The 21,131-nt window shown below is 66.6% G+C and carries 18 protein-coding genes and 2 tRNA genes; 4 read left to right on the plus strand and 16 right to left on the minus strand.

Translation table 11 applies throughout. The annotated features are described in order from the left end of the window. Positions 1–692 precede the first annotated feature (692 nt). Positions 693–1,331 carry an NAD(P)H oxidoreductase gene (locus tag H5V45_RS09710; protein ID WP_246415888.1) on the plus strand — a complete coding sequence of 213 codons (639 nt, stop codon included), beginning with the start codon at positions 693–695 and terminating at the stop codon, positions 1,329–1,331. Between the two features lie 1,014 nt (positions 1,332–2,345). Here the strand turns inward: H5V45_RS09710 and H5V45_RS09715 are convergent. From H5V45_RS09715 to gabT, 3 genes are read right to left on the minus strand one after another with little or no spacing between them, the layout of a single operon-like run. Next, a complete protein-coding gene (locus H5V45_RS09715; protein ID WP_185252740.1) occupies positions 2,346–3,737 on the minus strand; it encodes an NAD-dependent succinate-semialdehyde dehydrogenase in 1,392 nt (463 codons plus the stop codon). Next, the gene (locus tag H5V45_RS09720) at positions 3,734–4,996 is read right to left on the minus strand and encodes a Glu/Leu/Phe/Val family dehydrogenase (RefSeq protein ID WP_221633974.1); all 1,263 of its coding nucleotides are present in this window, start codon (positions 4,994–4,996) and stop codon (positions 3,734–3,736) included. The genes H5V45_RS09715 and H5V45_RS09720 overlap by 4 nt, the downstream gene beginning before the upstream one ends. A gap of 26 nt (positions 4,997–5,022) precedes the next feature. After that, positions 5,023–6,381 (minus strand): 4-aminobutyrate--2-oxoglutarate transaminase, encoded by a 1,359-nt coding sequence (gene gabT, locus H5V45_RS09725; protein WP_185252742.1) that lies wholly within the window; start codon positions 6,379–6,381, stop codon positions 5,023–5,025. 75 nt (positions 6,382–6,456) lie between these two features. Here gabT and H5V45_RS09730 point away from each other — a divergent pair, with 75 nt between their 5' ends. Further along, positions 6,457–7,332, plus strand: a complete 876-nt coding sequence (locus tag H5V45_RS09730) for a LysR family transcriptional regulator (RefSeq protein WP_185252743.1) — start codon at positions 6,457–6,459, stop codon at positions 7,330–7,332. Between the two features lie 787 nt (positions 7,333–8,119). Here the strand turns inward: H5V45_RS09730 and H5V45_RS09735 are convergent. From H5V45_RS09735 to H5V45_RS22870, 10 genes are all read right to left on the minus strand, one after another. Next, a complete protein-coding gene (locus tag H5V45_RS09735) occupies positions 8,120–9,430 on the minus strand; it encodes an FAD-dependent oxidoreductase (protein WP_185252744.1) in 1,311 nt (436 codons plus the stop codon). Continuing rightward, positions 9,427–10,545, minus strand: coding sequence for an alcohol dehydrogenase catalytic domain-containing protein (locus H5V45_RS09740; RefSeq protein ID WP_185252745.1), 1,119 nt, complete (start codon positions 10,543–10,545; stop codon positions 9,427–9,429). Before H5V45_RS09740 ends, H5V45_RS09735 begins: the two co-directional genes overlap by 4 nt. 69 nt (positions 10,546–10,614) lie before the next feature. Further along, positions 10,615–11,568 carry an electron transfer flavoprotein subunit alpha/FixB family protein gene (locus H5V45_RS09745; RefSeq protein WP_185252746.1) on the minus strand — a complete coding sequence of 318 codons (954 nt, stop codon included), beginning with the start codon at positions 11,566–11,568 and terminating at the stop codon, positions 10,615–10,617. Between the two features lie 21 nt (positions 11,569–11,589). Further along, positions 11,590–12,369 (minus strand): electron transfer flavoprotein subunit beta/FixA family protein, encoded by a 780-nt coding sequence (locus H5V45_RS09750; RefSeq protein WP_348869134.1) that lies wholly within the window; start codon positions 12,367–12,369, stop codon positions 11,590–11,592. A 33-nt stretch (positions 12,370–12,402) separates the two neighbouring features. Then, a complete protein-coding gene (locus tag H5V45_RS09755) occupies positions 12,403–13,566 on the minus strand; it encodes an aspartate/glutamate racemase family protein (protein WP_343061494.1) in 1,164 nt (387 codons plus the stop codon). Between the two features lie 493 nt (positions 13,567–14,059). Beyond that, positions 14,060–14,500 carry a hypothetical protein gene (locus H5V45_RS09760; RefSeq protein WP_185252749.1) on the minus strand — a complete coding sequence of 147 codons (441 nt, stop codon included), beginning with the start codon at positions 14,498–14,500 and terminating at the stop codon, positions 14,060–14,062. Beyond that, positions 14,497–16,134 carry a GMC family oxidoreductase gene (locus H5V45_RS09765; protein WP_185252750.1) on the minus strand — a complete coding sequence of 546 codons (1,638 nt, stop codon included), beginning with the start codon at positions 16,132–16,134 and terminating at the stop codon, positions 14,497–14,499. The genes H5V45_RS09760 and H5V45_RS09765 overlap by 4 nt, the downstream gene beginning before the upstream one ends. An 888-nt stretch (positions 16,135–17,022) precedes the next feature. Next, the gene (locus H5V45_RS09770) at positions 17,023–17,268 is read right to left on the minus strand and encodes a hypothetical protein (RefSeq protein WP_185252751.1); all 246 of its coding nucleotides are present in this window, start codon (positions 17,266–17,268) and stop codon (positions 17,023–17,025) included. Between the two features lie 56 nt (positions 17,269–17,324). After that, positions 17,325–17,705: a tyrosine-type recombinase/integrase gene (locus H5V45_RS09775; protein WP_185252752.1), complete on the minus strand. Its 381-nt coding sequence runs from the start codon at positions 17,703–17,705 to the stop codon at positions 17,325–17,327. Between the two features lie 78 nt (positions 17,706–17,783). After that, entirely contained in the window at positions 17,784–18,140 is a 357-nt protein-coding gene (locus H5V45_RS22870) for a helix-turn-helix transcriptional regulator (RefSeq protein WP_425491431.1), read from the minus strand. A 150-nt stretch (positions 18,141–18,290) separates the two neighbouring features. Here H5V45_RS22870 and H5V45_RS09785 point away from each other — a divergent pair, with 150 nt between their 5' ends. After that, entirely contained in the window at positions 18,291–19,529 is a 1,239-nt protein-coding gene (locus tag H5V45_RS09785) for an IS481 family transposase (RefSeq protein WP_185252754.1), read from the plus strand. A 9-nt stretch (positions 19,530–19,538) separates the two neighbouring features. Here the strand turns inward: H5V45_RS09785 and H5V45_RS09790 are convergent. From H5V45_RS09790 to H5V45_RS09800, 3 genes are all read right to left on the minus strand, one after another. Beyond that, positions 19,539–19,650 (minus strand) — tRNA-Ala (locus H5V45_RS09790). Positions 19,651–19,701: 51 nt separating this feature from the next. Beyond that, positions 19,702–19,777, minus strand: a tRNA-Thr gene (locus H5V45_RS09795). Positions 19,778–19,905: 128 nt separating this feature from the next. After that, positions 19,906–20,088, minus strand: coding sequence for a hypothetical protein (locus tag H5V45_RS09800; RefSeq protein WP_185252755.1), 183 nt, complete (start codon positions 20,086–20,088; stop codon positions 19,906–19,908). 104 nt (positions 20,089–20,192) lie between these two features. On the opposite strand from H5V45_RS09800, the gene H5V45_RS09805 reads away from it, so the two are divergent. Continuing rightward, positions 20,193–21,119 carry a LysR family transcriptional regulator gene (locus H5V45_RS09805; protein WP_185252756.1) on the plus strand — a complete coding sequence of 309 codons (927 nt, stop codon included), beginning with the start codon at positions 20,193–20,195 and terminating at the stop codon, positions 21,117–21,119. Positions 21,120–21,131 lie beyond the last annotated feature (12 nt).

The raw sequence follows: 21,131 nt of genomic DNA on the forward strand, positions 1-21,131 counted from the left end.
CTCGCCGCGGTGCAGGCCCCGGTAGAAGGTTGCTAGGTGCACGGTCGTGCTGACGACCTGGCCGGCGCCGAAGATCCCGGAGATGTCACGTGGGGTCACGTCCTTGCCGTGGGAGTTGTAGCCGTGCGCGAGTCGGTGCTCGGTGCGCAGATCGGCGGGTACGTCGGTGGCCGCTGAGCCGCGTCCGGCCTCGATGGGCGCTCCATAGGCCCCGAAGTGTTAGCTGGTGAGAAGAATCCCCGGGCGACCTCCGAGCTGCCGGCGTGCGATGGCGACGGCTGAGCCGCCGACCGTCGGGCCGACGCTGAACAGGCTGCCGAGTCGACGGCTCACCGACGCGGTGGCAGGCGAACCAGCCAGGGCCGCGACCCAACTCGGCGACGAGCCCACTGCCAGCAGTACGTCGTTCGCCTGACCTGCCACCGTCACGGGTCGACCGAGCAATGAGCCGCCGCCTCGCATCTGGTGGATGGTTGATGCCGTTCTACATCAACACGCTCTTGGAGCAGTGGTGGCCGTGCACGACGGGCACACTGCAACCTGGAGATCTCCCAATGGCACGAGCGAGGTCATCAAGCGAGCCTGACGACGGCAATTATGTGAGTTGCTTCCACCCTATAAACAGAACGCTCCCTGATGGGTGACTCCTCACAGGGACCAACGGCCGAGTCAACGACCCTCCAGTCCCTGGCATGGCTCTCCGGAGAGGAGAAGTTGTGACGCACGTCCATCTCGTGTGGACCCACCCACGAACTGACTCGCTGACTGCAGCCGTTGTTGACGAAATGTCCAAGGTCTTCGTTGAAGCAGGCGCAACGGTTGACGTACTCGACCTATACCGCGCAGGCTTCGATCCTGTCCTTGGCGTCGACGACGAACCCCACTGGGAAGACCCCGACTGGACCTACACGGCTGAGGCAGAGGGCTTGGCCGAACGTGTGAAAGCTGCTGACCTAGTGTTTATCGTCTTCCCGGTGTGGTGGTACTCCTTGCCGGCAATGGCCAAGGGCTATATCGACCGGGTGTGGAACTATCGGCTTCTGTACGGCGAAGGTCACCGCATCTCGGCGGCGGTCCGATGGGTGGGCCTGGTCGGCTGGCCCGAGCATGCGCTCGCAAAGCGGGGCTTCGACGACATGATGGTCAAGCATCTGAACTCAGGCATCGCAGGATTCTGCGGTGTCGAGGACACCCGGGTGCATCTCCTTTTCGATTCGTTGGGAGACCCTGACGTGGCACGGTTTCGCAAAGGCGCGCGCGATGCCGCGATGCAATCGTTGGCCGCGGTGAGCGACGTCGCACGTTCGATCCAACACCCGCCGACCAGATGACGTGGACCAGAACCTCCGGCTGGGAGAGCGGCTGTTCAAAGGCCACATCCACTACAGACGTTCGGCGAAGAAGGCGTCGGCCGTAGTGTCCCACGGTTCGCTTCGCGTCCAGGCGGCCTCCGCGGTGCATTCGCTCGGCTCGTCGCCGCCGGACGGGCGACGATAGCTCGTGCTTGCGGTTCTCGTCTCGCGGCCCAATGCCGCTAATCGAGCCGCGATCCGGCGTGGGAGCGGACTATGCGGGACCTCGGCATGAACAGCAATCCCGCACAAAACGTTATCACCGACACGACGACCCAGCCCATAGCGAGGCCCGACGCACGGAGTGCCACCGACATCACCAACGGTCCCAAAGCCGAGCCAAGCATGCCGCCGGACTGCAGCGCGGCCCCAGCTGCCCCGGAACGTTCGCCATTAGCCATCAGCACTAGGGCGAAGGCGAGCCCAGACCACCCCCATCCGAGTGCACAGGCGATCAGCAGACCTCCCACCGCGAGGGTGGCGTGATCGCTCGCGAGGCAGAGCGCCCCCGCCGCACCCGACCACGTCATCGCGCTTACAATCCACCAACTTGCGAGCCCCCGTCGCCGAGACAACCGTCCGCTCGAGATCCTTGTGAAGATGCCGGCGAGACTGCCCACGGCAATTGCAGACGTTCGCCCCGAATGAGTCGGTGCGGGCGGCGTCGACTCGGTCCGGTATCGGCGGTGACCGGAGAATCTTCCTCGCACATCCCAAGCCAGCGACACTCGGATGACGTCGGCACAGGACGGATCAGTTGTCGTCGGGCCTAGCAGCCAGCTCATGAAGCACGGATGCTTCGCCGAATCCCGCGAACTCTTCTCGATGCTTCACGGGACCCCACTCGATCACCGGCGACAACTTCGCCACCGATCGGTCGAACTCACTCTTAACCTGGGCGACCATCACCGCTTCCCCAACCGTAGACTCCGACGAGCGACTCCGCCTCGCACACGGAAAGGCGCTTCCAATTCCCACACCTACCTCGAACGTTTAGGCGGGCCAGTCGACGCTGAGGTACTGCGTCTCCTGGAACTCCCGCAGTCCTTCGCGGGCGCCCTCACGACCGAGGCCGCTCTGCTTAAACCCCCCGAAGGGGGCGGATGGATCGGAGACCAGGCCGCGGTTAATACCGACCATGCCGGCCTCGATCCGCTCGCCGAGGCGGAGGGCGCGGCCGAGGTCTCCCGCGAAGACGTACGCCGCGAGGCCGTACTCGGTGTCGTTGACCAGGCGGAGCAGTTCCTCCTCGTCCTCCCAGACGACAATCGGGGCGACCGGGCCGAAAATCTCCTCGCGCAGGATCGTCGCGCCCGGCGCGACGTCGGCAAGCACGGTCGGCGGAAAGAAGTAGCCGGCAGCCTCGGGCAGCGCGGCCTGGTGGGAGATCCGGGCGCCCTCGGCGACCGCCTGCTCGACGGTACGGCGTACTCGGTCGACGGCGGCCGCCGTGATGAGCGGCCCGACCTCGGCGCCGTCGACTGCCAGACCGACCGACAGCTTCTCGACTTTTGCGCCAAGACGCGCGATGAAGTCGAAAGCGACATCCGAGTGCACGTAGATGCGGTTCGCCGCGGTGCACGCCTGCCCGCCATTGCGGAACTTCGCGACCATCGTGCCGGCGACCGCCGCGTCTAGGTCCGCGTCCTCGGCGATCACGACGGGAGCGTTACCGCCCAATTCCATCGATGCGTTGAGAACCCGCTCGGCAGCTTGGTGCAACAGGGCGCGGCCGACGCCGGTCGAGCCGGTGAACGACACCTTTCGGACCCGGTCGTCTGAGAGCCACGCAGAAACGATGTCGGCGGATGTGATCGTGGTCACAACCTCGATCGCTCCCTCGGGTACGCCGGCCTCCGCGAGGATTCGTGCTATCGCGAGCGCTGTCAGAGGCGTCTCCTGTGCGGGCTTGAGCACGACGGTGCAGCCGGCAGCTAGAGCAGGCGCGATCTTGCGAGTCGCCATCGCGGCTGGGAAGTTCCAGGGCGTCACCAAGGCGGCCACCCCCACGGGCCGGTGCGACACGAGGGTGCGCGCCCCGCCGGCGGGCGCCTCGCCGTACTCGCCCGCGGGCCGAACGGCCTCCTCGGAGAACCACCGGAAGAACTCTGCCGCGTAGTTCACCTCGCCGGCGGCGTCGACAAGCGACTTGCCGTTCTCGCGGGCGATCAGCTCGGTCAGCTCGTCCTTGTCGCGCAGCATCAGCTCGAACGCTCGGCGCAGCACGTTTGACCGGTGCCGCGGCGAAGTACGCGACCAGCCGGGGAGCGCGGCAGCTGCTCGGTCCACAGCAGCACGAGCTTCGACGACCCCCTGATTCGGCACATGTGCAAGGACTTCGAGAGTTGCCGGGTCCTCAACGGAGAATGTGGGTGAGTTGGTCATGGGTAGAGCCCTCTCTGCTGGTGAGCTTCAGCGACGCGGCGAACAGCGAGGCAGGTCGCCGCTTGTCGAAGTGGGAGGTCCCGACGGTCAGCCTCTGCGAGGACCTCATTCCAGGCGCTTTCCATGCGCTCGGCGAGACGTGCCTCGACCTCAGCCTCGCTCCACCAGTAGGCCTGGTTGGCCTGGACCCATTCGAAGTAGGAGACGACGACGCCTCCGGCATTCGCCAGAATGTCCGGCACGACGACGGTTCCGGAGTCCGCGAGGATGCGGTCGGCTTCAGTAGTCGTAGGTCCGTTGGCGCCTTCGACTACGATGCGTGCCCTCACGTAGGCCGCGTTGCCTCCGTTCAGTACACCTTCGATAGCGGCGGGCACCATCAGGTCGACTTCCAGAGTCAGCAGGAGGTCGCTCTCAATGGCGGTCGCTCCATCGAAGTCGACGACCGTCCCGGTCCGGTCGACGTGACTCTCAAGTGCAGGGATGTCGATCCCATCGGGGTTCCAGATCGCGCCGTGCTCGTCACTGACACCGGTGATGACGACGCCTGCCTCTGCGAGGAAACGCGCTGCTGCCCGGCCGACCTTACCGAAGCCCTGCACCGCAGCGGTGGCTCCGTGAACGGTGATATCGAGGTGGCGCAGCGCCGCCAGAGCTGTGAAGACGACACCGCGCGACGTCGCCGCCGCCCGTCCCAACGAACCGCCCAAGCCAACGGGTTTGCCTGTCACGGTTCCCAACACGGTGTGGCCGCTCGCGACCGAGAAGGTGTCCATCATCCAGGCCATCGTCTGTTCATCCGTCCCAATGTCTGGAGCGGGGATGTCTCTGGTGGGCCCGATGACGGGGAGGATCTCGGAGGTGTACCTGCGCGTCACGCGCTCGAGCTCGGCGGACGAGTACTGAGTCGGGTCGATCGTGACGCCACCCTTTGCTCCCCCGTACGGGAGTCTCATCAGCGCGCACTTCCACGTCATCCACATGGCGAGGGCGCGGACCTCATTGAGGTTGACGTGGGGGCTATATCGGAGACCGCCCTTGGCAGGGCCGCGCGAAAAGTTGTGCTGGACACGGTGTCCGGTGAGAACCTCTATCGTCCCGTTGTCACGCCGAAGCGGGATGCTGACGGTGACCTCACGGCGGGGAGCGGCGAGCATGTTGCGCGTGCCGTCGTCGAAGCCCAAGGTGACGACCGCCTGGTCGAGCTGCTCGAGTGCATCATCGAGCGGGCCTCTTGAGGCCGCGCCCTCGGTCGCCACGAGAGCATGCAGGGTCGAAGAGGCGCTCATTCGATTACCTCGAGGGTCGCAGCGAGCACGTCAAACGCGTCGTGGAGGAGCTCGTCGGAGATGGAAAGCGGCGGAAGGAAGCGGAGCACGTTGCCGTAGGTGCCGCAGGTCAGCACGATCACGCCCTGGCGGTGCGCGGCGCTGGCGACCGTCCTGGCCAAGTCAGGGTCGGGCACGTCGGTGCCGGCCTCGACCAGCTCGACCGCGATCATCGCGCCGCGCCCGCGGACGTCGCCGATGCGGCCGTCCTGGCCCTCGATCCGGCGCAGCCGTGCCAGCACTAGCTCCTCGATCTCGCGGGCGCGGCCGACCAGGTCCTCGGCCTCGATCGTCTCGATCGCGGCAAGGGCGGCGGCGCAGGCGAGCGGGTTGCCGCCGTACGTGCCACCGAGGCCGCCGGCGTGCGCGGCGTCCATGATCTCGGCGCGGCCGGTGACGGCGGACAGCGGCAGGCCGCCGGCGATGCCCTTGGCTGTGACGATCAGGTCGGGGACGACACCCTCACGGTCGCAGGCGAACCAGTCGCCGGTTCGAGCGAAGCCGGTCTGCACTTCGTCGGCGACGAAGACCACGCCGTTCGCGCGACACCAGGCGACGAGCGCAGGCAGGAAGCCGGTGGCCGGCTCGATAAAGCCACCCTCGCCCTGGATCGGCTCGATGACGATGCACGCGAGGTTGGCGGCGCCGACCTCCTTCTCGATCACGTCGATCGCGCGCGCCGCGGCCGTGACGCCGGCGGTACTCCCGTCGCGGTACGGATAGGAGAGCGGGGCGCGATAGACCTCGCCTGCGAAGGGCCCGAAGCCGTGCTTGTACGGCATGTCTTTCGCTGTCATCGCCATCGTAAGGTTGGTCCGGCCGTGGTAGGCGTGGTCGAAGACCACGATCGCCTGACGGCCGGTGTGCGACCGAGAGATCTTGACGGCGTTCTCGACCGCTTCCGCGCCGGAGTTGAAGAGCGCCGTGCGCTTGTCGTGGTCGCCGGGGGTGAGCCGGTTCAGCGTCTCCGCGACGCCGACGTAGCCCTCGTACGGCGTAACCATGAAGCAGGTGTGCGTGAAGGCGGCGACCTGCTCCTGCACCGCCTCGACCACCCGCGGCGCGCTCGCGCCTACCGAGGTGACCGCTATGCCCGAGCCGAGATCGATCAGCCGGTTTCCGTCGACGTCCACAACGATCCCGCCGCCGGCCCGCACCGCGAAGACCGGCATCGTCGTACCGACGCCAGCTGCGACCGCCGCGCTCTTGCGCGCCATCAGTCGCCGGGACTCCGGCCCCGGGATCGCGGTGCTGAGCAGACGCTCCTGTGGGACAGCGGACTGCTGAAGTGCCAGGGAGGCGGGCGATGCGGTCATGCGCTAATTGTGCGAGCGAACGAATTATGCTGTCCAATACTTCTCTTGTAGGGTTCCCATGCTTTGGAGGCATATATGCAGTTGCGGCATGTCGAGTACTTCGTCGCGACGGCGGAGGCGGGTACCGTCAGCGCGGCGGCCGTGCGGGTGCACGTCACCCAACCTTCGATGTCGCGTCAGCTGCGGCAGCTAGAAGCTGAGCTCGGGGTCGACCTATTCGTCCGCGACACCAGTCGTCTTCGCCTCAGTCGGACGGGGCAAGCCCTACTGCCGGCGGCGCGTGCATTGCTCCAGAGCGCTCGGTCTCTTCAAGATGCGGCCGCCTTCTACTCAAGCGGACGCATCGAACACCTAGTCATCGCCGCACCTACCGTCACCCTGACGGACATCGTCTCCCCATTTGTCGCGACAATGTCCCCCAACGACCCGGTGGTGGAGGTTCGGACCGGTGACGGGCAGACCACGGCCGAGATGCTCGATGCGGGCGCCGATCTGGCGATTGGCACTCGGCGTCCGCCGAGCCATTACGAGGCGCGCGAACTTGCGGTGCTACCGGTGTGGGCCTACGTGTCACCCGACGATCCGTGGGCAAAGCGTCTTGCCGTAGACCTAGCGGACTTGGTCACCCGTCCGCTCATCGGACTCCCCTCGACCGCTCATGCACGAGAAGCGCTCGACCACGCAGTCGCGGCGCAAGGTAGGTCGTACGCGAGTTTCCTCGAAGCCACGAACGGCACAGTCGCTCAAGCACTCGCAGCCTCCGGACGGGGCGTCGCTGTGGTGTCGGATGACCGTCGCTTCGACCTCCACCCGCTCGCGATCAAGCACGGTGAGGAGGCACTGCGGTTCCGCTTGTACGTCGCGTGGCGTCCAGACAGTGTTGCAGTGTCCACGATCGCTGGCACGGCTGAGCGATTGAAGATCTGGGTATCTCGCCGCTATCCAAATTGAGACGTAGAAGTGCAAGCCTGTAGCCGAAGACTTTGAATCGCTGGTCGACCAAGACGTCCACGACGTCGCCGGGGTCTGCGAGCTCGGTGCCGTCATATAGCGGTACGCCGCCAGATCCGTAGGTGAAGGCGCCTCCGTGGCGCCAGACCGTGGCGGGGTTGAACCGGAGGCCGTGGACGGAGCCCAGAGGTTGAATACCTGGCAGACCTCGGGCTCCGGGTTGGGGTCGAGCCAGGCGACTTGCGTGACCTGTCTCAGCCTGCGCTTCGTAGCGCCTGCACGCGGACGGCGGTCTTCTGCCGTCGCAGCGTGTCAGCTGTCTCCAGCACCTTGGCGCGTGTGTTGCTGGCCCCGCGTAAACCGCCCCGCATGACGGCGGATACGACCGAGATGGGAAGGGAGCTGAGCTGGGCGACCTCTTCGACGGATACCTGAACCGGCGGATGCGGCACGTGGGGGCGCGGCTGGCATTGAGACGCCCGGCGACACCCGGGGCATACCCGGTCGTCCTCGGGCGCGATCTGCCAGTAGATCGACCAGGTAGCGGTGCTCTGCCCGCACGCAGCCTGGTCTACCCCCAAGAGCTTGAGGTGTAGGCCGTACTCGAGCGCCGCTTGGGAGTCGTCCTGCGTTGCGGAGTAGGCCCCTCGCGGACCTGTGGCGTGCCAGTACGCCGGCTCGGCGACACGGTCACCCTCCGATCCTGAGGCGAGAGCGCGTTCGAACCCATGAGCGCCGATGCGCGGGTCCGGCGCTGCGCGATGTGGAGACGGCTTCCTGAGCTCCATCAGGTCCCTGTTCGCGAGTGGAGGAGCCTGCTGACGGCGCCTGCTGCACGGTGTCCGCTGCTGATCGCGCCCTCGATCCAGATGCGCCAGATCGAGTCGTCGATGTCAGTGCCAGCAAAGACGACAGGGCCCTCGGGGACGTTCATCGCTCGCAGGAAGTCGTAGGCCTCCCCCGGCCGGTCGATGCGGTAAGTGCCGTCGAAGAGAGGGTCGGAGTTCCAGTCGTGAGCGTCGACCGCGATGACGTCGGCATCGGGGTAGTACTCGCGCACTGCGGCCTCGAGTTCCTCGCGGCTGGTCGGGTCCGCCACAGAGTTCTCGTCGCCGAAACCCATGATGAGGCAGGAGCCGTCCTCGTACTCGTAGCCCAGACACAGTGCTTGCAGCTTGCCGCTGCCGAATGCGAACGAGCGGCGAGGAATGTTGCGGACCAACATCGACGGCTTGTATGCACGGCCCAGGTGGTTCTTGGTGAGAAACCTCGACTTCTCTGGTGGCAGCGATGGGGTGAAGGCGATGTTGCGAAGGACGTTGGTGGGGACGGCGACAACGCAGCTGCGTGCCCGGACGGTGTCGTTGCTGATGGTGCGGACGGTGACCTCTCCGTCGCGTACGTCGACAGAGGCGACGGTGTGCTCGAGTCGGATCTCCAGCCCCGAGTCGCGGACGATCGCGTCGAGGAGTGTTCCGGCGCCGCCAACGAACCGTTCGGTGAGCGCCCCGTAGAACCCGAACGGGCTGTGACCGAAGCCGGCGATCTGGGCGAGGGTGCCGAGCACGGACACCTTGGTCGGTTCGGCGCCGGTGTACCAGGCGACGGTGGCATAGAAGAGCTCGCGCGTCGCGGGTCCGAGGTCGAGGGGGGCGATGAAGTCCTCGGCTGAGATGTCGAGGTCACGGATGGGTTGGCTGCTCAGTCGCTGCGACGGTGCGATGCGCTTTGAGACGTCGCGCATGTGGCCGATGACTCGCTCGAGGTCAGCGAGCTCCGCCGCGGGCACCGGGAACGCGCGCCGCTGACCCGCACTGAAGAACACGGCATTCTCACACGGAAGGTCTTCGACGAGCTGACTGCCGTAGCGCTCGATCTCCTGCCGGACGGCTGGCTGGAGTTCACGGTTAACCCAACTCCCCCCGAGTTCGGCAGTGATGTGCTCGTAACCGGCGAACGGACGGGCGTAGGTCCGTCCTCCGATCCTGGTGCCCGCCTCGAGGACCACAACAGAGCGTCCTTGATCTACGAGGTCGCGAGCGGCGGTGATGCCGGCGAACCCGGCTCCGACGACAACTGCGTCGTACTGGGCGTTCACAGCTCTACTCCTTGAGTAGTCTCAAACTCATCCTGGAATGAGGCTGGTTCGAAGGTGATCAGCGGTTTGATGTGGCCGGTCGGCCGGGCCTTCAGGTCAGCGAGGGCTCGAGGGAGGTCACCGAAGCCGTACGTGCGGGTGAGGAGTGGGGTCGGGTCGATACGTCCGGTCTCGACGAGGCGGAGCAGGCGACCCATCCGCTCACTGCCGCAGCGTTGAAAGGTGCTCAGAATGGTCTTGTCGCCGATCCCCCAGCCCCAGTGAGCGAGCGGGATCTCGAGGGCGGCGTCTGCCGGTCCGTCGTAAGCGCTGAGAACCGCGAGAACGCCCCCTTCGCGCGTGGCCTCGACAGCCATTGGAAACGACGCACGGGCGCCGGTGGCTTCGATGACGACGTCTGCGCCGAGACCACCGGTCAGGTCACGGATCTCGGCCTGAACGTCGTGGTCCGCGAGGTTGAAGGAGAAGTCTGCTCCCAACGCCTTTGCGATGTGCTCGCCGCCGGGGCGCGATTTGACCGTGATGACCAGGGCTGCTCCGACGGCTCTGGCTGTCGCCGTGGCTCCGAGACCGATGTGTCCCTGACCGAACACAACGATTACGCTCCCGAGCGGCGGCTGAGCGGCCTCCACTCCTGTGCTTCCGGACGCGATGGTGTCAGTGATACACAGGGCTGCGGCATCGGAGACCTTGTCAGGGATGCTGACGACGTTGTACCCCGCCTGCGGAACGGTGAAGTACTCCGCGAAGGTCCCGTCGCGGCTCACACCGAAGGTGTAGCCGCCCCAGACCGCTTGGCGGCAGTGTCCGCTGAACCCGCGCTGACAGTTGGCACAGATGCCGCACGGGGTAGTTGACGCAGTGGTGACCCGTTGCCCGACCTCGAACTCAGTCACCAGCGACCCAACTTCATGGACCACCCCGACGCCCTCGTGGCCGAGGACGGTGCCTTCGGCGGCTGGGAACTCGCCGGACAGGCAGGCGAGCTCCGCCGAGCACGCAGAAACCGCGGTCGCCCTCACGATGACGTCGGTGGGACCCGCCTTTGGGAGTGGCCGCTCCTCGAAGCGTCCGCGTCCCTCGTGCAGGACAAACGCCTTCATCGTCTGAGTCACTCGGACACCTTCCTTACTGTCGGCCGATCCGGGCTGGACCGCAGGACGCAAGTTTCGCCGCACTGTGGGTCAGCCCTTGCGCTTGTTGATCTCCTCGGTGGCGGCCGGGAGGACCGTGTGCAGGTCACCCACGACACCGAAGTCGACCAACTCGAACATCGGGGCCTCTTCGTCCTTGTTGACGGCCACGATGGTCTTCGAGGTCTGCATGCCGGCGCGGTGCTGGATCGCACCGGAGATGCCGTTGGCGACGTAGAGCTGCGGCGAGACCGTCTTGCCGGTCTGGCCGACCTGGAAGCTGTGCGGCATCCAGCCCGAGTCGACGGCAGCACGCGAGGCACCCACGGCCGCGCCGAGGGCGTCGGCCAGTCCCTCGATCGGCTCGAAGTTGCCGCCGGTGCCACGACCACCGGAGACCACGATCGCGGCCTCGGTCAGCTCGGGACGACCGGTCGCCTGACGCGGCTGCGACGCCACGATCTGCGCGGTCTTCGCACCGTCGGAGATGGTCGGGGTGAACTCCTCGACCGCACCCGCACCCGCGGACTCCTCCGGAGCCGCGGAGTTGGGCTTGACCGTGATGATCGGGGTGCCCTTGGTGACCTTCGCCTGGACGGTGAAGTTGCCGGCGAACACGCTCTGCGTGGTGACCGGGCCCTCCTGCACGTCGACGGCGTCGGTGATCAGGCCCGACTCGAGCTTGATCGCGAGACGACCGGCGATCTCCTTGCCCTCGGCGGAGGACGGGATCAGGATCGCGGCCGGCGACGCCTTCTCGGCGAGCTGCTGCAGCGCCTCGGCCTTGGGGGCCACGAGGTAGCCCTTCAGCGGGGCGTCGTCGATCGTGTAGACCTTCTCCGCGCCGTACGCCTTGACCTTCTCGGCCACCTCGGCGGCCTTGTCGGCCGGACCGATGAAGACCGCGGACGGCTCACCGAGACGCTTGGCGAGGGTGAGCAGCTCGTACGTCGGCTTCTTGACTGCGCCGTCGACGTGGTCGACGACAACCAGAACTTCAGACATCAGACGCTCTCTCTCAGCAACTCAGATGAACTTCTTGGAGGCGAGGAAGTCGGTCAGCGCCGTGGCGCCCGACCCGTCCTCGTCCTTGACGATCTCGCCGGCGGTGCGCGGCGGGCGGGCCGTGGTCTCCTCGACCTCGGTCCACGCGGCACCGGCGCCGACCTCGCTCGCGTCGACGCCGATGTCGCTGAGCGACCACACGTCGAGCTGCTTCTTCTTGGCGGCCATGATGCCCTTGAACGACGGGTAGCGGGCCTCGCCCGACTGGTCGGTGACCGAGAGGACCAGAGGCATCGTGCCGCCGATGACCTCGGTGGCCGTGTCGCCGTCGCGCTTGATCCGCACCTGGTCGCCCTGGAACTCGACGACCGAGGCCAGCGTGACCTGCGGCAGGCCGAGACGCTCGGCGAGCATCGCCGGGACGACGCTCATGCCGGCGTCGGTCGAGGCGAGACCGCCGACCACGAGGTCGACCTTCTTCTCGGCACCCAACTTCTCGATGGCTTTGGCGAGCACCAGCGACGTCGCGATGGCGTCGGAGCCGGCGATGGCGTCGTCGAGGACGTGGACGCCCTGGTCGGCACCCATCTGCAGCGCCTTGCGCACCGCGTCGACGGCCTTCTCCGGACCCACGCAGAGCGCGGTCACGGTGGTGTCGTCACCGGCCTTCTCCTTGATCTGCAGCGACTGCTCAACGCCGTACTCGTCGAGCTCCGACAGCAGACCGTCGACGCCCACGCGGTCCACGGTGTTGTCCGACTCGAACTGCCGATCGGCAGTGGCGTCGGGAACGTACTTCACACAAACGACAATGTTCACGAGACGCTCTCTGGGTCAGTTGGCGGCAAGGGCGGCGCCCTTGACGGCCAGCAGGTTGCTGTTCAGGACGGCGATCCCGCGGTCGGGAAACACCTGCCGGTGGGTCTCGTAGGCGGCGCTCACGATGGTGCAGCCAATCACGATGGACTGAACGTCCCCTTCGGCCGCGAGCCGAGCGACAACCTCGTCGACGGCCGTCGCAGCCCCTAACGTGTCCTCGAGGATGTTGTCGCCCTCCCGACCTATGGCCGTAACGCCAGTGCAGGCGTCGCCGTAGCCGTAGGCGTGCACCAGGCCGGCGATGACAGTCTCCGCTTCTTCGATGTCGGTGATGACAGCGAACCTGGGGCCGTGCTGGATGGCGACGCCGCACGTGAGCTGGAGGGGAGCGATGACCGGAATCTTGCTGGCGAGGCGTGCATCCGCGACGGCGGGGTCGTAGTGGCACGCGATAATCACGGCGTCGTAGCCGTCAGCGTTGGCGCGCTGGACGGCGTTGACGACAGCGACGGTCTGCGCAGCGTCATAGTCCATGCCGTCGGACTCAAAGTACTCAACGTGATCCGCGACGACGGTGTCGTCAACGGCCGGTGCGATCAGCTCGGTGACGACCGAGTCGAAGTGGTCGTCGTGCTCCTTCTTGGCAAAGTGGAACGGGGTGAGGAAGAGCAGACGCCGACTCCCGGTGGCCCTGCCCGCGGCGTCTTGCTCGTCCCCGATTCGGGTGGTCTCCTGGTCGCGCCAGTTGACCGGTGCGATCGAGAGAACAAGTTCGGTGCCGGGTTTGCCGCCGTAGCGGACCGTGGTCCCCTTCGGGAGTGCGACTAGGTCACCGGACTTCGCGAGGATCTCCGACTCTTCCGCTTCCGCGCCGACAAGAAGCGACGCCTCCCCGGCCGCCACATAGATCGACTCCTCGTACTGCACGGTCCACGGGTCGGAGTGTCCACCGTCCGGGAACGTCATCAGGTATGTGCCGAGCTCGCTAAATCCGGCCTGAGCCGTGCGGTGCTCGATTACGGCAGGGCCAAAAGGTGTCGCCCGGTCGGTGTCGACGGGCAGAATCCGTGCAGGCTGAGTCGGCATGCTGTGTCCTCGAGTAGCTGGTTCAGAAATGGTCGGCCTCCACGGCAGTTGCCATGGCGGGGCCGTCGAAAGTGCAGTTGATTTCGGAGGCATCGAGCCGCCGACGCTCTTGGATGTAGGACTGCGGGGAACGTAGGTCAGGTGTGACGAACTCGCGATCGGCGGAGTCGACTAGGGCCAGGACACACCGTCCTGGCGCACCGCCCGCGAGAACCACGAGGCACCGCTGACGGGCGGCATGAAGAGGTAGACGAGCAAACCGGCCGTCGGTGTAGGCGCTGGGCATGAAGTGTTCCTCCTCAACGATCGTGTGGCCGGCGATGTCCGACCGTGCAATAAGGAAGACGGCCCGCCGCTTCCCAGTCTGATTCCGGAGGTCACGGCCAGGAACTGTGATCTCCACGAGGTCTGCCGGGATTGGTCGTGATTCCAATAGGAGCCCGATCGTGCATGCGTACCGTGGTGTCTGTGGTGCTGGGCAAATGCGCCGCGTGGGTACCGGTTCAGGTCGGCGCGGAGCGTGTGGGCGCGAGTCGCGATAACAGCATCGACCGGTGGGTGCGGGGCCTGCGACTTGGACTGCAATTCAGTCCGGCGTGGGCACGTAGACGGGGCCGCGCTCGACAACCGGCGCGACGAGCTGGTCAGACGCGATCTGGTCAGGGGTTGCCTGGGCAATGGGGTGACGACCCTGGCCGGGGTAGCCGAGGGCCTCTCGGGGCTCCCGGGTCATGTAGTACGCCGCGTGGAGCGCGAAGATGACCCGTTCAGCGTCGTCGCCGACCCACGTCTCCAGGTCATCGAGCGTACAGGTTTCGACCGCGGCGGCCTGTTCGCCGGCTGACCGAACGCTCGCTTCCAGCCCGGGGTCGGCCTGGAGGACGAGGTCGAGCATCTCGCGGTGTGCCTCGACCGCTCGCCCGGACGGCAACTGGGCTGTGCCGGGCAGCACGAGGTCGAGGATATTAACGAGTCCGGCTCGTGTTCGTTCGTCCAGGCGAATCTTGGGCTGGATCTGCAGGGTCATACCGGTACCTTCTGGTCGTTCGCGCGGTCCATCATGTTCTCCACGGCCCGAGCGGCGAACGCCACTATCGTCGAGGTTGGGTTGACCGACGACGACGTTACGAACACGCTCCCATCGAGGACGAAAAGGTTGGGAACATCGTGGGCCCGTCCGTACGGGTCGACGACGGAGGTGGCCGGGTCGTCGCCGCAGCGCGCCGTCCCCAGCATGTGCCAGCCGACGGCCGGCATCCAGGGGACGACCTTCGTCTCAACGGCACCGGCGGCCCGGTGCGCTTCGTGCATCCGCTCCACGTTCCAGTCGAGGTTGCTGATGCTGTCCTCCGACAACTTGTAGTTGATCTTGGGGGCCGGAAGGCCGGAACTGTCGACGACCTCGGTGCTGAGCGTGACGCTGTTGCTCTCGTCGGGAAGGTCCTCGATGGAGGCAGCCCACTCGAATGCACGACCGAGCGTCTTCTCGACCAGCGCCTGGCCGGCCGCTCCGGTGCGCTCTGCCAAGGGGAGATCGGCGTAGCGCTCGAGTACCTCCATTGGTCCAGGAATGGCCATCGCGGACCACTTCGCGCCGCGGGCAAAGCCGCGGGACAGATCGGTCTCGGCGAACTGGAGGGAGTAGAGGTTGGCGCCAAAGGGCCCAAACCAGCTCTCGAGCTGCTCCTCGTAGATCCCCATCACCCCGACGAACGGGTGCATCATTAGGCGCTTCCCGACCATGCCGGAGGAGTTGGCGAGGCCGTCGGGGAACAGCGAGGACGTCGACATCTGGAGGAGTCGCGGTGTGCCGACTCCGTTCGCGCAGACAATGACGACCGAGGCGGAGGTGTGCTGCTCGTTGCCGTCGGCGTCGAGCCAGGTGGCTCCATTGGCCAAGCCCGCCTTATCAACGGTGATTTCTCGGACCCGCGCTTCCGTGCAGACGGTCGCCCCGGCAGCGATAGCGGCCGGGAACATTGCGACGTCGAAGGACCCTTTGGCACCCTCGGGGCAGCCGGACATGCAGGTCCCCCATCGTGCGCACGCACCTCGGTCGCCGTGGGTGCGGGTGGCGATGGCCTGAGTGGCGGGCCACCAGTGCCATCCGAGCTTGTTCATGCCCTCGGCCGCCTTGACGCCGATCCGACCGACCGGGACGCCTGGCATCGGCGGCTCGACCGTCGGCGGGTACGCAGGGTCGCCGGGCCTGCCCGAAACGCCGACCATCTCGTCGAGCAGCGTGTAGTACGGCTCGAGGTCCTCGTAGGTCAAAGGCCAGTCGTCGGCAATGTTGTACAGGGTCTTCACACGGAAGTCCGAGGGAATGAAGCGCGGCCACTCGGCCCCGAAAAGCACGCTACTCCCGCCGACCCCGTTGAAGTTGAGCGGGTGTACGTCGGCGTCCTTCACGTCGCAGGGGTAGTCCCAAGTGTGGTTGCGGACGTTCGGGTTCAGCGACCAGGAGCTGGCCATGAGGACTTCGCGCTCGAGCTTGTCGCTGGGGTACTCGGCTCGGTTTACCCAGCCGCCCTGTTCCAGCACCGTGACGCGGTAGCCACTCTCAGCGAGGATGCGAGCCGCTGTGGCCCCCGATGGTCCTGCCCCAACGATGAGGACGTCGGTCGCAGCCTTACTCGGCGACGGACCGAAGGATGGCATTGGGACTCCTCGCACTCGGTGGCAGTATCGCGCTCAGATCCAGCCTGTTCGCGGCTGTCTCTGCGCTCGATTTCACGATAGGAACCATGGGAGGAGCTCATAACTGTGTTTTCTCCGAATCCTCCGAGCGTCCACGGTGGGAAGTCCAACGGTGCTCGCTGGCGTCCGATAGTCGCGCGGCCCGAGTCGTCGTGACGTCGTTCGGCCACGTTCGCAGAGGGCATACGGACGCGCTTGGGGTATTGCGATCAGCTAGATGTCGTCGTAGCCGGCCGCATGTGCGTCGTCTGCGCTCTAACCGCCATCATGCTTGATCTATGGAGGTGCATACTCGCGATCACGACGCCGAGCCGTCCCGATCGGCTGGCCCGTCGAGGCCCGCACCAGGTTTTAGTGAGTCACCCCGGCAAACCGAGCGACGTCCACGACCCTTCCGGGCTTCCCGAGAGTGCAGTCCTCGGTCGACGCGGCACTGCTGAGCCGTGCGCGTCGCTGGGCGCAACCATCTGCGGCAGCGTTTGAACATCGGTCGGCGTTTCCTCAACGGCGGACGTCAAGACTATTGATCCGAATGCAGGTCCGCTGGCACCTTCAGCACATCTCATCCGGGTCAACGCACCGGGGGCGCCACGTTCCCATCGAGCGGCGGGCACCCAGGCGGGTGGAGGTGTTTCTCCGACGACGTAGTCGCGTCTCGAACAGCGTGACCGACGCGGTCTTCTCGACCCACAGCGGGACATTGCAGCAGGTCAACAAGGTCGAGCGGCGGTGGCGCCAGGTTCGCCATGAGGCCGGTCTGGACTGGTTCACCCCCGACGTCTTCCATCGAGGAGCTCGGTCTGCCTCCGCGAGCCGGGACGGCATCGAGCGTTCGTGGTCTCGATGCTGCTACGCCACCGCGTCGTCGTCGGCGTCGCGGTCGAGCGCTGCCAGCAGGGCGTCCTCGCCGAGCACGGCCGAGTGGATCAACAGGGAAGCGTCGGGCTGCTCCGGTCGAAGGGTGCGCTCGAGCTGGGCGGCCGGTGCTGGATCGATGCTGCGGTCGCATTCGATGTAGTGGCCTTCGGTGATGACCGTGGAGGTGTGTCCCAGGAACGCGGCGGCCGCGTCCGTACCGATGGCGCGCGCGATCACGGTCGCTCCGGTCCGTCGGTACCAACGCAGGCTGATACCTGTCTCGGCAAGACCGGCTAGGACGAGGAACTCCCTGAAGTGCGGCGGACGTTGTACGGGCTGAGGGGACGACCAGTGCGGTTGGCGAAGACCGTCCCGTGCGGATCACGGACGGTAGCGAGCCGGCGTCGCAGCACCACGGCTGCGAACTCGGGCACCGGAATGGTCCGGATGGAGGCAGCGGTCTTCGGTCGGTCCAGGCGCTCCGTGCCACTTCCCTTGCGTTGCACGACCGTGCCGTTGACGGTGGCGACCATGCCCGAGGGCAGTTCCTGGATATCACACGGACGCAATGCCAGAACCTCCCCGATGCGCATGGCCGTGCCTAGGAGAACCTCGATGATGTCCCGGACCTGGCGGAGGCGACCGTCGAGGTCACGGACGCGGGTCTCGGCCACGACCCGAGAGCCGTCGCGTCGAGTGTTGATCGCACCGTGGGTCCCGATGGGTGTGTGTGCGGGGTCGGCCGGTGCGCATCAACCAGCCTGGCGGGGGTGGCGTTCGGCGTCGTCGGCCTCCATCTGGGCGAGCCAGGCGTCGACTTCGATGACTCGGAACCGAAGTTCACGGCCAACGCGGAACCCGCGTGGGCCGCGGCCCTGGCTGCGCAGGTCGTACAAAGTCTGGACGGTAACGCCCCGCTGCGCGGCGAGCTGGGAGAGGGTAAGGACGGAGCCGAGTCCCGTCTCGGAAGGTGTGGTGGTCGCCATACAGACGAGGTGTGCGAGCCGCGCCGCGGCCGGTCGAGACCGGCCCAGAGGGGCCGGGTGGCCCATGCATCCGATCGACTCTGTGCTGAGTTTCTGCCGACTTGCCACTGCCTGGTCCCGCATTCAGGATCCGGCAGGGCCTCTGACCAGCGGGTGTGGTGGAGCTGAGGGTGTGTTCCATCAGGACATCCCGGACTGATCTCTCAAGACATCCCGGACAGCTGATCTCAGGATCCGGGCGGTGTACATACACCTGCCGATAGGCCTCCGGGTGTGTCGAAAGCCCGCCTGGTCATCACCGCGATCGTCATCGAGCGCCGCCCACCGGCCGAGGTCATCGCCGAGTACGGCGTCTCGAAGTCCTGGCTCTACGAACTCCTGGCCCGCTACCGCACCGAGGGCGACGCCGCGTTCGAGCCCAGGTCGAAACGACCGCACACCTCACCAACCGCGATCGACCAGGCCGCCGTCGAGCTGATCGTGCGGCTACGCAAACAGCTCACCGAAGCTGGCCTCGACGCCGGCCCCGACACCATCGCCTGGCACCTCGAGCACCACCACCAGACCAAGATCTCGACCGCGACCGTGTCCCGGACCCTCACCCGGCAAGGACTCGTCGAACCCAGCCCGAAGAAGCGACCCAAGAGCTCCTACATCCGCTTCGAAGCAGACCTACCGAACGAGACCTGGCAGTCCGACTTCACCCACTACCGACTCGCTGATGGCCGCGACGTCGAGATCATCACCTGGCTCGACGACCACTCCCGCTACGCGCTCCACGTCTCCGGCCACTCCCGGATCACCGGCCCGATCGTGCTCGCCACGTTCCGCGAAACAGCAAGCCAACACGGCCACCCCGCATCCGTGCTCACCGACAACGGGCTCGTCTACACCACCCGGTTCTCCGGTGGCCGCGGCGGACGCAACGGGCTCGAGTCCGAGCTACGACGCCTCGACATCATCCAGAAGAACACCCGCCCGAACCACCCGACCACCACCGGCAAGGTCGAGCGGTTCCAGCAGACCATGAAGAAATGGCTCCGCGCACAGCCGACCCAACCCGCCACCCTCGAGGACCTCCAAGCCCTCCTCGACGCCTTCATCGACGAGTACAACCACCGCCGCCCGCACCGCTCCCTGCCCCACCGGGCGACCCCAGCCACCGCCTACCGGGCCCGACCGAAAGCCACCCCCCGCACCGACCGCAGCACCGACACCCACTACCGAGTCCTGCACGACATCGTCGACAAAGACGGCAAGCTCAGCCTGCGGCTCAACGGCCAGCTCCACCACATCGGAATCGGCGTCGAACACCGCCGAACCCCCGTCATCAAGCTCGTCGAGGACCACCAGGTCCGGATCATCAACGCCACCACCGGCGAACTCCTCCGCGAGCTCACCATCGACCCCACCCGCGACTACCAGCCACTCGGTCGACCACCCGGCCCCAGACCCGGACAAAACAGAAGACCGGACCCAAGAAATGGGTCCGGTCTGTCCGGGATCTCCTGAGAGATCACATGGTGGAGCTGAGGGGATTCGAACCCCTGACCTTCTCGTTGCGAACGAGATGGCCTACGACGCACCAACCGCGAGTTTTCCGCGAGTTTCCCGTGACTACGGCAACGACTCCGCCGACTCAACCACCCGCAGATCGACATCTGCGCAGGTCAAGGGCTTCTGGTGGAGCCGCCTGTCGGAATCGAACCGACGACCTTCTCATTACGAGTGAGACGCTCTACCGACTGAGCTAAGGCGGCGTGCTGCCCGGGTGGTCAGGGACCCTCCGAGCAACCCGGGGAAGTATACGGATGCCCCGGGTCGCGCGCGAAACCGGCGTGCGCGCGGACGTTCCGCCGGTCTCGACAGGCGGCGTCGGCGGAGTCGATCAGGCGGCGACGGGGACGCGAGCCGAGCGCGACGCGGCACGGCCGGTGACGAGCGTCTGCTCGGCGCCGCACCAGCAGGTGAGCTCGACGATGATGCCGTGGTCGGTGTTGGTGAGCGACGTGACCTGGCTCGGGAAGATCAGCTGGCGCTTGTCGCAGGCGGTGCAGAAGTGGTCGAACATGGGTGACCTCCCTCAGAGGTGGCGGACGGGTACACCGACAATTCTGGAGCCGGTCAAGTCATAGGGGTAGCCTCTCTTTCCGTTGGTACCTCAAGGAGACGCCTATGCTTTCGCTGCACCAGCTCCGTTGCTTCCTCGCGGCCTACGAGCACGGCTCCATCACGGCCGCGGCCGAGGAGCTCGGCTACGCCCAACCCTCGGTCTCCGAGCAGATCCGCTCGCTGGAGAAGACGTTGGGCGCCACCCTCTTCCGCCGCGTCGGCCGGGGCGTGGTGGCGACCACCGTCGCCGACTCGTTGCGCCCCCACGCCGAGGCGACCATCGCGGCGTCCGAGGAGGCGCGGCGCGCGGTCCGCAGCGTCGTGGCGCTCGAGACCGGGACCATCCGGTTCGGGATGTTCGGCACCGCTCGGCTGTACGCCGGGGCCGGGCTCGTCGCCGACGTGCTGGCGCGCCACCCCGGGGTGCGGGTCGAGCTGATCGGGCAGAACTCCAACGACGTCCAGGAGGACCTGCGTCGCGGGCGGCTCGAGGCGGCGATGATCGCCGTGCCCACCGTCACCAGCGAGGGCATGCAGGTCACCCCGGTGGCCCGCGACGAGCTCGTCTACATCAGCAACGACCCCGACCGGCTCCGCTCGCCCGTCACCGCGCAGCGGCTCGCCGAGGCCTCCCTGGTGATGCCCGAGACGACCTGGCGCGCCGACGACTCCACGCGCATCGTGCTCCGCCAGATGCTGCACGAGACCGGCCGCAACCCGCAGACCCGGATCGAGGTCGAGGACGTCGAGACCGCCGTCGAGCTGGTGGGCATGGGGCTCGCCGACTCCGTCATCCCGCGCGGCGCCGCGGAGCAGCTGCTCCCCCGCCTGGCGCCCGACGCCGGCTGGGTCTCGCTGCGCCCGAAGCAGTTCGACACCCTCGCGATCGTGCACCGCTCCGGGGCGACGCTGTCCCCCGCGGCACGCCTGATGATCCAGCTCGCGACCACCCGGATCCAGGCGATCGCCGAGCCCGTCACGCCCAGGTGAACGGACAACTCC

This window comes from Nocardioides luti (assembly GCF_014212315.1).
GTDB lineage: Bacteria > Actinomycetota > Actinomycetes > Propionibacteriales > Nocardioidaceae > Nocardioides > Nocardioides luti.